Genomic DNA, 14,283 nt, shown 5'->3' with positions numbered 1-14,283 from the left:
CAAAAGGTTTTGGTTTTATCGAGCAAGAATCTGGCGCAGACGTGTTCGCACATTTTAGCGCAATCTCTGGCGACGGTTTTAAAACTTTAGCTGAAGGCCAACGTGTACAGTTTACTGTTACTCAAGGTCAAAAAGGCCCACAAGCCGAGAACATTGTTAGCATCTAATTGCTAAACAATTTAGTGGGTTAGAGATAACCCATTAATATATTTACCTTTATAATTATTTAGTCGAATATCTTCAAAACCTCCTCTGTAAATATTTTCCAAGCGCAATCTCATTTGTATACACAACTCATTAATTAGTACATTTTTAAACACATTTACTACTATCTCTCTTGAGCGAAAGCTTTGTATTGCCTACAATAGCGCATACTTCATTCAATATAGAATATGACCATGAACGACACTACCGCAAAACCTGCTTTACCAGATCGCCTTTCTATTAATCCACGTAGCCCACATCATGTGGAAGAAGTTTTTGAACACGATATTGGTATCACGTTCAACGGCAAAGAGCGTTTTGATGTTGAAGAATACTGCATCAGCGAAGGTTGGATAAAATTTGCATCTCCAAAGGGGCTTGATCGTCGCGGACAACCACTTTTACTTACAAGAAAAGGCACTGTTGAAGCCTTTTATAAGTAAGCTAATCATACTTACTAAAAAGCGACTACCATATTGGGTAGTCGCTTTTTTTGTGCTTGTTAAAAACAAAACCGAATAATCTAGCTGATAACCTTTACTCATATAGACTGCTGTTTAAGATAGCTGACCCGCTTGCTCAACAATCTGTATGTAATTAGAAAAATCCTTTATCAACTTAGAATCTCGCTTCCCATTAGCCAGATAAAGGCCTATCTCTATTTCCTCTTTTAAGCTTTTTGCAGACATGCCTATTCCTCTATGAGGAAATGAATCAGAAGTATAAAGCTTAGTATTTGGGTCACAAAACAACTTCATGGACTCGCCTATTTTATAATCAACCTTGCCCTTGTAGGCTGTATTCAAGTCAAATTTTTCACGTTGAAAGTTAGGAAATTTCTGACCGATACTTTGATTAAAGATATTTCCTTGCCACTCGTTCTTAAAATACGGATAAGTTTCGGGGTGTCTAATTTTTAATATAATTATATAAAACAAAGGTAATGAAAATAGATAATCAGTCTTTTCTTGCGTTAATTGAATTGCGTATAAAAGTTTAACGGCTTGTTCAATATCCCTTAAGCCAGCTTTCATATGCTCAGCAACTTTACTTAGCAGACCAATATTTATAGTGCTTTCTGATTTAATATTATCTTGGAGAGCTGGGATAAATACTGTTTCATCGGGCAAGTACTTTGACCAAATAAAATTGCAATACTCTTCTTTGTCTAGGCTTTTAAGTGAATATTCTTGGTCAAAAAATCGATTTAAATAACGTTTAGATTCGAATTTTTCACCGTAGACAGCATTAATCGAATGACTTAGCTGCTCTGATGCAGTAGCAACAATAAAGTAGACGCCTTCAACATTAAATAAATGCTTAATCGTCTCTAACAATTGGATACTGTAAGAAGGCTTGCAACGGTCTAACTCATCAATCAAAATAAATAAAGGAGCTTTAAATGGAGTACTACCTTCTAAACCTTCTACTAATAACCTTAGGTTTTCCCTAAAATGGCCTATAGCATTTTTTGTTGTTTGATACTCTTTTAGTGCTAATTCAGCAGCCTTTGTAGAGATTGAAGAAGCTACAGTAGTAATATCTTTTGACAAACCAGACTGTTCAGCCCCTGTGACAGAAGCCCCCTCACTCTCTTGCTCCTTTTCAAATAAAGCTTCGACGCTATCAAGAGACATACCAAAAAGCTGTTTAGTAAAAAAGCCACCGAGTAAAGGAAGTGCTGCGTTTTTCATTGATCTTGCAATACCAGCTAATTTACCATCGGTCGCACTAAGTAAGCCTTGATTAGTCAACTCTTCATTTATTTCAGCAATAAAACTAAGTAAAGCATTTTCAGAAAAATCATTTTTCCATGCATCAAAACATACAACTACATGCTTCTTTTCTTTTAGCTCTTCTGCGAGGTTATTAATAAAATATGTTTTACCAAAGCCCCATTCTGCATTGACATTTAATACATAGTTTTTACTATGCTCAGCCTCTAATACTGCGTATTTACTCGTTAAAAACTGAACAAGCCATTGTCCTTCTTGCTTTCGATTCAACCTATCATCTGACCATAATTCAACCGACATATAATTTCCTTATAAATTTTTCTAATAAAACATACTAGTACGAATCAATATAAAAATAACGTTTTATTGCTCACCCAGCACCCAATCAAGCCCCTGTATTGCTGTGGTAGGAAACGCAGTTGCATGACTGGCCCCTTCAATAACAACACTTTTTAATTCTATATTGTCACTTTTAAGTGCATTAATTTTTTGCACAAGCTGCGCAGCACCTTCAACCATATTTTGCCCTTCGCCAAAAGCTGGCGTTTCCATAGATCCAACTGATATATATACCCTTATAGGTAATTTTGGTTTATTCACTTTTAATGCTAATAGTGCATTGTTATTAAACCAGACTGATGGGCTGCCAACAATATAATTGTCAAATAAATCAGGCATCGTAAATAAAATAGTGGCGCCAAATAACCCGCCTAAAGAGTTACCTATATAGGTTTTATGTGTGCTACTTGCTCGGTAGGTATTTTCTATATATGGCAGCACAGTATTTTTTAAAAACAACGCATGGTTTTGAGCGTTACCAGTTTGTTTTTTCCAGCTTTTAGCCTTATTTGGGGTGTAGTCTCTAATTCGGCTATTAGACCCTTTGGAGCCTTTTTCGTAACTAATGGCCACAATAATAGCCTGCTGCATTTTACCGCTATTCATAGGAAACCGTGTAGCTCCCGCCACAATAGGAAACGTATACGGTGCATCGGTTAAATAAATAACCGGATATATTTTTTCAGGGTGTTTTTTATATGACTTAGGAAGCTGAATAAAAACAGGGTATACCCGACTGGTTTCGGGCTCAGTGAGCTCAATAACGCTACTTCTAGGGATTTGGTAGGGGGTATTTGCGCTTAATTTAAAACATATTAAGGCGCTTAAAAGCAAAAGAGATTTTAAAATAAGAGGCACTGTATTGGTTAACCTAAGCTAAAAATAAATTAAGTGCCTACTTTAAAGTACTTTTAGCGAATATTTAAGCTATCCAAAAAACAAAGTTTAAATAAAAAATAAAGTGCCAGTGTAGCTTTCGTTTAAACCACCAGCACTTATAGCATTAAACCGCTTGGTCTGGCTCACTGCCTGAACATGGGCAGTTGTCGTCATTTTGTTTAAGGCATTGCTGGTAATTAAACCAATGAGCTACAGCAATAAAAGCCGAGCCTATTAAGGTTAGTGCTTTTTCAGCCACCTCATGCCCTAGCAATACCGCACATATCATAAAAGACAGCCCAATAACGCCGCAGGCCATATAACGTTTACGCTTGTGCTTTTTACAGCCTAAGCTCAATGCCAGCAAACTGGTGGGCAATACCGCCGCAAGAATCCATAAATGAAATTGTTCACTATCTATTTGCAGTACAGCAAAGCTTGGTAATAACGCTAAAATAATTGGCGTTGCAAAACAATGTATTGTACACATTAACGATAACCCAATCGCCATACGATCCATAACACTTTGACTCGACTTCATTATTTCCTCTACTAAATTAGTGCCTCTACCCAAAAGCGTTACCTTTAAGGAGGCATTTTAGTAACAACAGTTAATTACTATTGATACATTATAACATTTCTCGCATAATTGATATAATATAACATCTAACAAGGTAGTCAAATGAAACCTAGATCACAATTAGCTGTTCTCATCGCAGCTTTATTACCAGCAAGTGTGCTGGCATCCACAATTGAAGGCGTTGTTTTAAACAACCAAGGTAAAATAGTTACCAATGCAACCATAGAAGTTGAAGGCTCAGACCTTAAAGTCATGACCGATAAAAACGGTAAATTTGTTATAGCAGAGCTAAACAATGGCTTAAAAGAGCTTCACGTTGTATCCCCTGGCTATGCGCATCTTCATCGCGATATAACAATAACGAATGATGAAAACCAATCTGTTACGTTTAATTTAAAGCGTTCGCCTATTGAAGTTATTGATATTGAAGCAACCCCTATTCATATGTCGGCAATGGAATCTGCCTCACCTGTAAGTGTGCTCTCTGGCGAACAGCTAAGACGACAACAAGCTGCAACACTTGGCGATAGCCTTGAAAAACTCCCAGGCGTTAATACTAACTTTCACGGTAAGGTAGCCAGTACCCCTATTATTCGTGGTTTAAGCGGCCCGCGTGTACTCATTACTCAAAATGGTCTTGATGTTAGCGATGTATCAAGAGTTGGCCCCGATCACTCTGTTGCGTCAGAAGTATCGACCGCACAACAAATAGAAGTATTACGTGGTCCTGCAACGCTGTTTTATGGCAGTGGCGCCATTGGTGGCGTGGTTAATGTGGTAGATAACCGCGTACCAACCGATAGCACAACACGCGGCGAGTAGAACGTAGAACATAACTCGGTTGATAATCAAAAAGTAGCCTCGTTTAATGCCACCACAGGTACCGATTCATTTGCTTTTTACGCCGATACTTTTTGGCGTGAAGCCGATGACTATGAGGTACCTGTAGCTGCCGATATAGATAGCAACGGTGAAGAGCATCATGGCGATTACACTGTTGAAAACAGTAATGAAGAGTCCGACGGTTTTACTGTTGGCGCTAGCTATTTAATGGATAACGGCTTTATTGGTTTAGCGGTAGAGCAATTTAATCGTCAATACGGTATTCCGGGCCATACACACGGCGATGAAGAAGAGGAAGAACACAGCGACGAAGAAGAAAGCGTATTTGCTGATTTAGAGCAAACTAAAGTACAGTTATTAGGTGAGTACAACCTAGATAATAAATGGCTAAACAAAGTAAACCTGCGTGTTGGCCATACCGACTACGAACACGCTGAAATTGAAGGGGGCTCTGTTGGCACTACCTTTAAAAACGAAACAAATGAATTACGTATAGACCTACTACATAACCAATTTAGCGAGTGGAATGGCGGCATTAGCTTTCATTACAAACAAAGCGATGTTGAAGCACAAGGTGAAGAGGCTTTTACGCCTCCATCAAAGACAGAAAGCTTTGCTGTAGCACTAATGGAAGAAAGGCACTTTGGTGATTTTTTAGTGCAGTTAGGTGGGCGCATAGAGCGTGTAACAATTGAAGCTGGCAACGTATTACTGCCAAATATTGACGCTCACGCACACGATGAAGCAGAAGAAGCCGACGAACATGATCACGAAGAAAGTGCCGAAATTACTCGCGTATTTGACGTAGAGCATGAGTTTACGCCAGTCAGTTTATCGGCAGGGGTAGTATGGGATTTTACACCTGACTATAACTTAGGGCTTTCGGTATCGCGCTCTGAACGTGCGCCTTCTGCCTCTGAGTTGTTATCGTTTGGGGCACATATTGGTACTGGCACTTACGAAGTAGGCGCACTATTTGATTTAGACGACGATGGGCATTTAGGTTTATCTGATCAAGCAATTGATTTAGAAACAGCCAATAATATCGATTTAACCCTGCGTAAAACTCAAGGCGATGTTGGCTTTATTTTAAATGCCTTTTACAACCAAGTAGATAACTACTATTACCAAATAGACACCGGTTTATTCGCCGAAAGTGGACACGACCATGGCGATGAAGAAGAAGGCGTTGACGAGCACGACCATTCATCAGAGCTACCCGTTTATTTATTTAAAACAGATGATGTAGTTTTACACGGCTTTGAAGCGCAAGTTGCATGGCAACTAACTAACGAGTTTAAGCTAGATGTATTCTCTGACTACGTTCGTGCACGCCTTAAAGACGGCGGCGATTTACCCCGAACACCACCGCTTCGTTTTGGCAGCGAGCTAAGCTATCAAACAGATAAATTAAGTGCGCATATTCACGTAACTCGCTATCAAAAGCAAGACCGCACAGCCCCACAAGAAACAGCCACAGACGGTTACACCTTAGTTGATGCGAGCATCTCTTACGACCTTTTAGTGTTAAACCAAGATGTGTCTGTTTACCTACGAGGCACTAACTTAACAGATACAGAAGCACGCGTGCACAGCTCGTTTGTAAAGGATATAGCGCCACGTCCAGGACGTAGTTTTGCGCTAGGTATTCGCGGTTATTTTTAAGCGTTAAAAAATTATAATTAAAGGAAATAAACATGAAAAAACTATATCAATTAAAGCTTATTGCACTCGCTATTAGCGCTACATTTATTACGGCCTGTGGCGATGCAGAAACCAACATTGTGGAAAAAGATCCTATTGTTGTAGAAGACGAGCACGACCATGATGATGATGATGATCACGACCATGACGACGGCTATACCATAGACTCTCTTGGCAGACTTGCCGTTCTGGCAGGTGACAGTAACGAAGCTAGCTTTTTTGATTTAGACAACAGCGAATTACTTGATACATTTACACTAAACAATGACTCAAACACGTTATCTGCATCACCAGGCTTTCGTTATGCTGTTATTGCTAATCGTACTCAAGATTACCTAGGGTTTATAGACGGCGGTATGTGGCGCGAAGATCACGCAGAGCACTTGCATGATTATGAGCAAGGCCCTGCGTTTAGCAGCTACGAGCTAACAAGTGGTAGTCGCCCTACACACTTAATAACTCACGACGGGCAATTAGCAATATTTTACGATGGCGATGCAGAAACCGGTACGCCTGCCTCAGTAGAAGTGCTAACCGATAACGATATTACCAATACAACAGCTACACTAACGGGCATTAACTACGACATTAACATGCATGGTGTAGCTGAGCCTCGCGGCGAGCACTTACTCTCAACCATTCGCCGCGACGATGCAAGTAATACATCTAATGCCAAAGTACTTCCCGATCAAGTGGGTGTTTATCATCTTCACGATGGTAATTACGAACTAGAGCAAACGTTAGAAATAACCTGCCCTGATTTACACGGCGCAGCACAAAATCACGATTATGTTGTATTTGGTTGTGGCGATGGTGTATTGATTGCCCATCAGCAAGGTGATGTATACAGCGCTCAAAAAGTTGTAAATATAGATGCCGTAGGCGATCAGCGCATTGGTACTTTGTACGGCCATAAAAACAATGACACAATTTTTGGTATTGCCGCAGGGCATGATGGCAGTGGCTCAGTATTACTGAGTATTCATTCTGAAAATGCCGAAATGGAAGAAGTAGAATGGCAACTTGCTGATGGCGCAAGTGCTGTTTCTTATTCTTTTTCAGCCAGTGGTGAACACTTTTTAATACTCGACAGCCTAGGCTTTTTAAATGTACTTACTGGGCATAAACATGACGGTGAAATGCACTGGGAACTCGCAGGCCAAGTAGATATTACTCAAGCAGACGTAACCACAATGCCCGAAGGAATGAGCTTTAGTATGACAGTGGCGCAAAGTGGTCAGTTTGCTTATATTGCCGACCCAATTGCTCAACACATAGTGCAAGTGCACCTAGAAGACCTAGAAATTGAAAGTGAGCTAGAGTTAACTTTTCCACCTGCAAGCATTACCTGGTTAGGGATTGCACAAGAAATAGAAGATGAAGGTCACGACCATTAATTTAAAACTAACGCTTTAAATTAAAGCCACAAAACAAAAAACCCGTAATTAGGTTTACTAATTACGGGTTTTTACAGCTATTTATTTAGCTCTATTGTTACTTACGGCGCCAGCCACTCCATACATCATCTATATCATCGGCTTTATTTTTTTTCTTTTTCTTGCCTGTGCCTTCTGGTTTTGCCATTGGCTTTTCATTTTTAAGCGCATCAGCTGCATCAAGGTTTGCTTGGTTTACAGCAAAACCGGTTACTTCTTCACGCTCTAGGCGTAGTTTGTTTTTCTTCTCGATTATTTTAAAGTGATGCAAATCTTCATAATCAACCAATGAAAGCGCTAAGCCTACTTCACCAGCACGGCCGCTTCGACCAATACGGTGCATGTAATCAGCAGGACTGCGTGGTAGATTAAAGTTTATTACCACTGGCAGCTTTTCAATATCCAAACCACGTGCAGCAATATCGGTTGCGATAAGTACTTCGATTTCGCCCGCTTTAAATTTTTCTATTACACGAGTTCGCTCACTTTGGCCTTTATCGCCATGAAACACTTGTGCATTAACACCCCGTTTTTCAAGCTTAGCCGCTAAATGCTCACAGTCTTTTTTAGCATTGACAAAAATCAGCGCTTGGCGCCATTTATGCGTTTTAATTAAATGTGCTAAAACTGTGGTTTTTTCACCTTTGTTTACGGTAAAAACACGCTGTACTAAGGTGCTTTCATCTTTGTTTTGTACTTGTATTTCAACTGGGTCGTTTAAAAGCTCTTGCGTTAATAGCTTAACTTGCTCAGGGAAAGTAGCTGAAAACAACATGGTTTGTTTTTTAGCAGACATTAACGCTAAAAGGTCAGCCAGCTCTTCGGTAAAGCCAAGGCTTAGCATACGGTCGGCTTCATCAAGCACAAGCGTAGTTACATTATCGAGCTTAATCGCATTGCTTGAGATTAAATCAAGTAAGCGACCAGGTGTTGCCACAATAATATCCGCGCCGCCGCGTAGAGCCTGCATTTGTGTATTAACCGACACACCACCAAACACTGCAACTGTTTTAATTGCACCATTAAAGTTAGCAGAATACGATTTAACGCTATCGGCCACTTGCGTAGCAAGCTCACGCGTCGGTACTAAAATAAGCCCCGTTACAAAATTACCTTTGCTGGCAGTATTTTTAGCGCCCTGCTCAAGGAAAGCTTTTTGCAACATAGGTAATGCAAACGTTGCTGTTTTACCTGAACCGGTATTTGCCCCTGCAATTAGGTCACTACCCGCAAGCACACTAGGTATAGCCTTAGCTTGAATAGGTGTAGGCTGGGTATATTCCAAATCGGTTAATCGAGCTAATAGCTCTGGAATAAGGCCAAGTTCGGAAAAAGTGCTAGGGCTTGTGGCTGAGGTCATATTTATTACGGGCTTATTGCTAAAAAAGTAGCCTGTAATTTTAGCGTATTTAGCGCTTATTAAGTAGAGATTAGTGATTTTAATGTTTTTATAGGTAACAGCGGCGTGTTGTAAAGGTAACTGTAAGCGCAGGCTACCCCCGCGCATTGTCCTTTTATATTACTGGGTTTTATTTAACTGTGTTTGTAATCTACTTTTAGTCTCTTTTAAGGTATCTAAATAGGGGTACGTGGTATCTACGACATTTAAAGCAGTCTCTATTTTAATAAGTGCCTGCTGTATATTACCTTGTAATTCATAGCCATAACCTAACCCCCATAATGCATCAACAGATTGTGAGTGATGCTTAACATTATGCTTAAATACTGCCACAGCCCGCTCATATTGCTGCATATTTACTAGGTTGTAACCAAGTTGCCTAACAGCCGCCTCTGGAGGTGTTATTTGCTCCCCCCATTGCTGAGATAACTTTTTATAATAAACATCAATAGATTCTATATCATCGCTTAAAGCACTCATGGGCATTTGTTTGGGTAAAAATAAATGATGGTAAGCATTAAAGGCCCCAGCGGCAGATGTTAAGTTATGCGATACATTTTCAAATGCGTCACTGAAAAAGCGTAAATTTGGCAAGCTATTAGATTGTAAAGCTTGCTGCAGCTCATTATATCGCTCACGCATTAAGCCAGCTTCTTCGCCAATATTTATATAAACATAGTTATTCAGGTCTTTTGATTTATTAATAAACGACTTAGTCGCTTTTACCGGTGCGCCATAGTTCCACCAAACGGCAGGGCTGTAAGCAATATGTGCTTGGAAAAGCTCAGGGTTAGCTTGCATAGTATAAAGTGCAAACACGCCTGCTGCTGAGCCCCCTGCAATCACATTAAAGTTATGCGTACGATAGCTTTTATTAATCAAGGGCATAAGTTCTTGCTCAATAAATGCTAAAAACTTTGCTGCGCCTCCGCCTTCACCTACCGGGCCTTGTGGCTCTTTATTAACTGTGGGGTATAAATCCCTTAAGCGATTAGTGTTTTCAATAGCGACAATAATAACCTCAGGCGCACGATTATTATTTTGCAGTCGATCCATTACAGCACTTATAAGCGGTATGTTACCCGCTCCATCTAGGCGATAAATTACAGGATAAACTTTGTTTGGATTAGCTTGGTAACTCTTTGGAAGTTGAACTACAACGGTACGTAGCTCATTTAAAATTACTGAATTGATAGTATGTGTTTGTTGTGTATAGCTAATGGTTTGCTGTTTTAAATCAGGCTCAGCTAGTGTGTTATTAGAAACTATAAATAAGCTACATATAAAAATAGCAGTGAATAAACGCATAGCTAATCCTTTAGAAAATAGTGTGTTATTTAATCTAACAGGCTTTGAGGTACAAAAAAAGGCGCATTGAGCGCCTTTTTATCTTTAACAGGTAATTACCAACCTATTGATTTTACTCAACCGTAACCGATTTAGCTAAGTTACGTGGTTGGTCAACGTCAGTGCCTTTAATTACCGCTACGTAGTACGACAGTAACTGTAATGGCAGTGTGTAAACAATTGGCGCAATAATGTCGTCAGTGTGGTTTACGTTGATTACACGCATTGTGTCGTCTGACTCAAAGTGTGAGTCTTTATCTGCGAATACGTAAATAATGCCGCCACGTGCGCGTACTTCTTCTACGTTTGATTTAAGTTTTTCTAGCAATTCGTTATTTGGTGCTACAACAATAATTGGCATGTCGGCATCAATAAGTGCTAATGGGCCGTGTTTTAGCTCGCCCGCTGCGTAAGCTTCTGCGTGAATGTACGAAATCTCTTTAAGTTTAAGCGCACCTTCCATTGCAATTGGGTATTGCGAGCCACGACCTAAAAACAATGAGTGGTGCTTATCAGCAAACTCTTCTGCAAGATCTGCAATACCATCAGCGAGTAATAATGTTTCTTCTAACTTAGCTGGAAGTACTTTAATTGCATTTACAATTGCGCTTTGATCAAGGCCTTTTTCCTGAGCTATAGACGCAGTAAGCATTAACAAACCAACTAACTGCGTTGTGAATGCTTTAGTAGATGCCACGCCTATTTCAGCGCCTGCTTTAGTCATAAAGGCAAGATCTGATTCACGTACAAGCGATGAGCCAGGTACGTTACAAATGGTCATTGATGCCATGTAACCTTGCTCTTTAGCTAGGCGTAATGCAGCTAGCGTATCGGCAGTTTCACCCGATTGAGAAATAGTAACAAGTAAGCTATTTTCATGAACAAACGACTGACGGTATCTAAATTCAGAAGCTATTTCTACATTACAGCTAACACCCGCAAACTGCTCAAGCCAGTAACGTGCAACCATACCTGAATGGTAAGACGTACCACAGGCAATAATTTGCACATGTTTTACATCTTTAAATATTTGCTGAGCGCTTTCGCCAAAGGCATCAATTGCCACACGGTCGTCGTTTAAACGCCCTTCAAGAGTATTACGTACAGCAAGTGGCTGCTCGTAAATTTCTTTTAGCATGTAGTGACGGTAATCGCCTTTGCCTGATGCATCTTGCGTAATGTTTGATTCAATCACTTCACGCTCAACTGAGTTACCGTCTGCATCAAAAATTTCTACTGTGTCACGTGTAATACGTGCTACGTCGCCTTCTTCTAAAAAGATGAAGCTACGAGTAACAGGTAGTAATGCTAATTGATCAGACGCAATAAAGTTTTCGCCAAGGCCTAAACCAATAACAAGAGGACTACCTGAGCGCGCTACAATGATTTCGTTGTCGTTGTCTTTATCAAATACAACAGTACCAAAAGCGCCTTCAAACTGTTTAACAGCTGCTTGTACTGATGCAAGTAACGTTGTGTGTTGTTTACGAAGTTGGTGAATTAAATGCACCATTACTTCTGTATCAGTGTCTGATAAGAATTTGTAACCATCAGCTTTTAATGCTGCACGAAGCGTAGCGTGGTTTTCAATAATACCGTTGTGCACAAGTGCTAGCTGGTTGTTTGATACATGTGGGTGAGCATTTGCTTCTGTAACGCTACCATGTGTTGCCCAGCGTGTGTGTGCAATGCCTGTATGACCACTAACGCCGGCTTTTTCTAGCGCTGCTTCTACGTTAACTACTTTACCTACTGCTTTAACAGTATTAAGTGTGTTGCCATCAAGCAAGGCTACGCCTGCTGAGTCATAACCACGGTATTCAAGACGCTTAAGGCCTTCAACTAAAATTTTGTTTACTGGACGTTCTGCAACTGCCCCAACTATTCCACACATAGTGTCTCCATTAATTTTTTAAATACTTGCTACTTAGTAGCTATTGTATAATCTCTGCGCAAATTAGTTTTACACCACACGCCTCAATTGCTTTGCGTTTATCGTCTGCTAAGCCATTGTCGGTTATTAATGTGGTTACTATTTTCCACGGTAATTCTAAATTTGGTATTTTTCGGCCAATCTTATCTGATTCAACCATTACAATTACTTCACGAGCGGCTTTTGCCATAACTTGGCTCAAACCAACTAACTCATTAAAGGTCGTTGTCCCGCGCTTTACATCTATACCGTCAGCACCAATAAAAAGCTGATCAAAGTCGTAAGAACATAATACGTTTTCGGCAACTTGCCCCTGAAATGACTCAGAATGTGGATCCCAGGTTCCACCGGTCATCAAAAGTGTCGGCTCGTTCTCAAGTGCCAATAAACGACTAGCGACTTTAATCGCATTGGTCATAACAACGAGCCCACGTTTATTGGCAAGTTCAGGGATCATCGCTGCTGTAGTGCGTCCGCTATCAATAATAATGCGATTATGATCGTTTATAAGTGAGGCCGCCGCTTTTGCTATTGCGACCTTGCGCTTTGAATCTACTTCATCGCTAACAATTTCTTTAGGTAGTGCTATAGCACCACCGTAGCGGCGAAGTAATAAGCCACTTTTTTCAAGCGAGGTTAAATCTTTTCGAATGGTTACTTCTGATGTTTGAAACTGCTCAGCTAACTTTTCAACAACTACTTCACCTAGTTCATTAACCTGAACCAGTATATTGTGACGACGCTGTTGTGTGTTTCGTTTAGTCATAAAGCTCGTGAATTAAGTTTCGTTTCGAAAGTTATGCGATTTTAAACGAAACAACCTAAATGGCAAGTGAACGAGCAAAAAAAACACAGCTTTATTCTAATAATAATAAAACTAAAAGTACGGTAAGCTATAACCAATTAAGTTATAAAGATAAATACAATGCAGTCATTTAACAGTATCAGTAAAGAATACTTGGCACAGCGAAAGCAAGCTGGTGAAACTTGCCGTTTATTTAATAAGAGCCCAAGTAAAGGAAACTTAAAACGTATCAAGGAGTTATTTTTAAAGTCGGGTGATGGTGTAATTATAGAATCAGGCTTTCATTGCGATTACGGTAATCAAATCGTTATTGGTGATCGTACTTTTATAAATATTAATTGTACACTTCTCGACTCGCCATTAGCCAATCACTCAATCACCATGGGTGATGACTGCTTAATAGGCCCGAACGTTCAGCTACTTGCTGTGTCACATGCTACTAATCCAGCAGAAAGGCTAAATAAAGAAAACTTTGCAGCACCTATCCTAATAGGTAATAACGTATGGATTGGCGCAGGTGTAATTATTTTAGCGGGTGTAAGTATAGGTGAGAACAGTATTGTGGGTGCAGGTGCTGTGGTTACAAAAAATGTAGTGGCTAATACTGTTGTAGCGGGTAATCCTGCAGCAAAAATTCGCGATATTTAAAGGAGTTTATTTAACTTCTAGCTTTATGTGCACTTTAAATAGGATGATAGAAGTTATATAAGCATAGCTTTAGTGGCTATGTCTCTTTCTAGTTGTAAACACTTGAATGAAATAAGGGATATTACTGGGAGTATATGGCGTGAGCTGTACGTTATTCCCTCACATTTTACTTTTCTACAGACGTAAAAAAGCCCGAATCGTTAGATTCGGGCTCTCTACAATTTGAAGCCTGGTAATGTCCTACTTTCACATAGCAAATGCTACACTATCATCGGCGCTGTTTCGTTTCACTACTGAGTTCGGCATGGGATCAGGTGGGTCCAAAACGCTATTGTCACCAAGCAAATTTGGGCGTTAATTCGTATCGCTACGCACTAACTGAATTTGGAAAATATCTGATAATATTTTTTAAGTCTTTCTAAGTAATATC

Annotated in this window: 11 protein-coding genes, 1 rRNA gene and 1 pseudogene; 5 read left to right on the top strand and 8 right to left on the bottom strand. The window is 39.9% G+C overall.

Annotated elements, in window-relative coordinates; genetic code table 11:
* Both I6F48_RS20610 and I6F48_RS20605 read left to right on the top strand, forming a co-directional pair.
* On the top strand, positions 1 to 167 hold a 167-nt coding region (locus I6F48_RS20610), incomplete at its 5' end, for a cold-shock protein (protein ID WP_197120216.1).
* 231 nt (positions 168 to 398) lie between these two features.
* Positions 399 to 647 (top strand): DUF3297 family protein, encoded by a 249-nt coding sequence (locus I6F48_RS20605; RefSeq protein ID WP_002963088.1) that lies wholly within the window; start codon positions 399 to 401, stop codon positions 645 to 647.
* Positions 648 to 761: 114 nt separating this feature from the next.
* Here the strand turns inward: I6F48_RS20605 and I6F48_RS20600 are convergent, their stop codons facing one another.
* The 3 genes from I6F48_RS20600 to I6F48_RS20590 form a co-directional block, all read right to left on the bottom strand.
* Positions 762 to 2,240: a KAP family P-loop NTPase fold protein gene (locus tag I6F48_RS20600; protein WP_197120215.1), complete on the bottom strand. Its 1,479-nt coding sequence runs from the start codon at positions 2,238 to 2,240 to the stop codon at positions 762 to 764.
* A gap of 63 nt (positions 2,241 to 2,303) precedes the next feature.
* Complete coding sequence (locus I6F48_RS20595) at positions 2,304 to 3,137, bottom strand: alpha/beta hydrolase (protein WP_197120214.1); 834 nt, start codon at positions 3,135 to 3,137, stop codon at positions 2,304 to 2,306.
* A gap of 145 nt (positions 3,138 to 3,282) precedes the next feature.
* Positions 3,283 to 3,699, bottom strand: coding sequence for a MerC domain-containing protein (locus tag I6F48_RS20590; protein ID WP_197120213.1), 417 nt, complete (start codon positions 3,697 to 3,699; stop codon positions 3,283 to 3,285).
* Between the two features lie 141 nt (positions 3,700 to 3,840).
* Here I6F48_RS20590 and I6F48_RS20585 point away from each other — a divergent pair.
* Together I6F48_RS20585 and I6F48_RS20580 are read left to right on the top strand one after the other, a co-directional pair.
* Positions 3,841 to 6,246 (top strand): annotated as a pseudogene (locus I6F48_RS20585) (TonB-dependent receptor).
* 32 nt (positions 6,247 to 6,278) lie between these two features.
* The gene (locus I6F48_RS20580; protein ID WP_197120212.1) at positions 6,279 to 7,682 is read left to right on the top strand and encodes a 5-methyltetrahydrofolate--homocysteine methyltransferase; all 1,404 of its coding nucleotides are present in this window, start codon (positions 6,279 to 6,281) and stop codon (positions 7,680 to 7,682) included.
* Between the two features lie 97 nt (positions 7,683 to 7,779).
* On the opposite strand, the gene I6F48_RS20575 is transcribed toward I6F48_RS20580, so the two are convergent.
* From I6F48_RS20575 to I6F48_RS20560, 4 genes are all read right to left on the bottom strand, one after another.
* Positions 7,780 to 9,081 (bottom strand): DEAD/DEAH box helicase, encoded by a 1,302-nt coding sequence (locus tag I6F48_RS20575; protein WP_197120217.1) that lies wholly within the window; start codon positions 9,079 to 9,081, stop codon positions 7,780 to 7,782.
* Positions 9,082 to 9,240: 159 nt separating this feature from the next.
* The gene (locus tag I6F48_RS20570; protein WP_197120211.1) at positions 9,241 to 10,428 is read right to left on the bottom strand and encodes an alpha/beta hydrolase-fold protein; all 1,188 of its coding nucleotides are present in this window, start codon (positions 10,426 to 10,428) and stop codon (positions 9,241 to 9,243) included.
* Positions 10,429 to 10,540: 112 nt separating this feature from the next.
* The gene (glmS, locus tag I6F48_RS20565) at positions 10,541 to 12,361 is read right to left on the bottom strand and encodes a glutamine--fructose-6-phosphate transaminase (isomerizing) (RefSeq protein ID WP_197120210.1); all 1,821 of its coding nucleotides are present in this window, start codon (positions 12,359 to 12,361) and stop codon (positions 10,541 to 10,543) included.
* A 40-nt stretch (positions 12,362 to 12,401) separates the two neighbouring features.
* Entirely contained in the window at positions 12,402 to 13,166 is a 765-nt protein-coding gene (locus tag I6F48_RS20560; protein ID WP_166421745.1) for a DeoR/GlpR family DNA-binding transcription regulator, read from the bottom strand.
* A gap of 159 nt (positions 13,167 to 13,325) precedes the next feature.
* On the opposite strand from I6F48_RS20560, the gene I6F48_RS20555 reads away from it, so the two are divergent.
* A complete protein-coding gene (locus tag I6F48_RS20555) occupies positions 13,326 to 13,853 on the top strand; it encodes a sugar O-acetyltransferase (protein ID WP_197120209.1) in 528 nt (175 codons plus the stop codon).
* A 227-nt stretch (positions 13,854 to 14,080) separates the two neighbouring features.
* On the opposite strand, the gene rrf is transcribed toward I6F48_RS20555, so the two are convergent.
* A 5S ribosomal RNA gene (gene rrf, locus I6F48_RS20550) occupies positions 14,081 to 14,195 on the bottom strand.
* Between the last annotated feature and the right edge of the window lie 88 nt (positions 14,196 to 14,283).

It is taken from the genome of Pseudoalteromonas sp. SWYJ118, assembly GCF_015864505.1.
GTDB classification, from domain to species: domain Bacteria; phylum Pseudomonadota; class Gammaproteobacteria; order Enterobacterales; family Alteromonadaceae; genus Pseudoalteromonas; species Pseudoalteromonas arctica.
The sequence above is the reverse complement of the archived record's forward strand: the minus strand, read 5'-3'. Positions and strand labels throughout refer to the sequence as shown.

What these genes read in the sequence shown, in the direction of transcription:
- I6F48_RS20575 (WP_197120217.1), bottom strand. Translation starts at nt 9,081, where the DNA reads ATGACCTCAGCCACAAGCCCTAGCACTTTTTCCGAACTTGGCCTTATT.
- glmS (WP_197120210.1), bottom strand. Translation starts at nt 12,361, where the DNA reads ATGTGTGGAATAGTTGGGGCAGTTGCAGAACGTCCAGTAAACAAAATT.
- I6F48_RS20600 (WP_197120215.1), bottom strand. Translation starts at nt 2,240, where the DNA reads ATGTCGGTTGAATTATGGTCAGATGATAGGTTGAATCGAAAGCAAGAA.
- I6F48_RS20580 (WP_197120212.1), top strand. Translation starts at nt 6,279, where the DNA reads ATGAAAAAACTATATCAATTAAAGCTTATTGCACTCGCTATTAGCGCT.
- I6F48_RS20570 (WP_197120211.1), bottom strand. Translation starts at nt 10,428, where the DNA reads ATGCGTTTATTCACTGCTATTTTTATATGTAGCTTATTTATAGTTTCT.
- I6F48_RS20555 (WP_197120209.1), top strand. Translation starts at nt 13,326, where the DNA reads ATGCAGTCATTTAACAGTATCAGTAAAGAATACTTGGCACAGCGAAAG.
- I6F48_RS20605 (WP_002963088.1), top strand. Translation starts at nt 399, where the DNA reads ATGAACGACACTACCGCAAAACCTGCTTTACCAGATCGCCTTTCTATT.
- I6F48_RS20590 (WP_197120213.1), bottom strand. Translation starts at nt 3,699, where the DNA reads ATGAAGTCGAGTCAAAGTGTTATGGATCGTATGGCGATTGGGTTATCG.
- I6F48_RS20560 (WP_166421745.1), bottom strand. Translation starts at nt 13,166, where the DNA reads ATGACTAAACGAAACACACAACAGCGTCGTCACAATATACTGGTTCAG.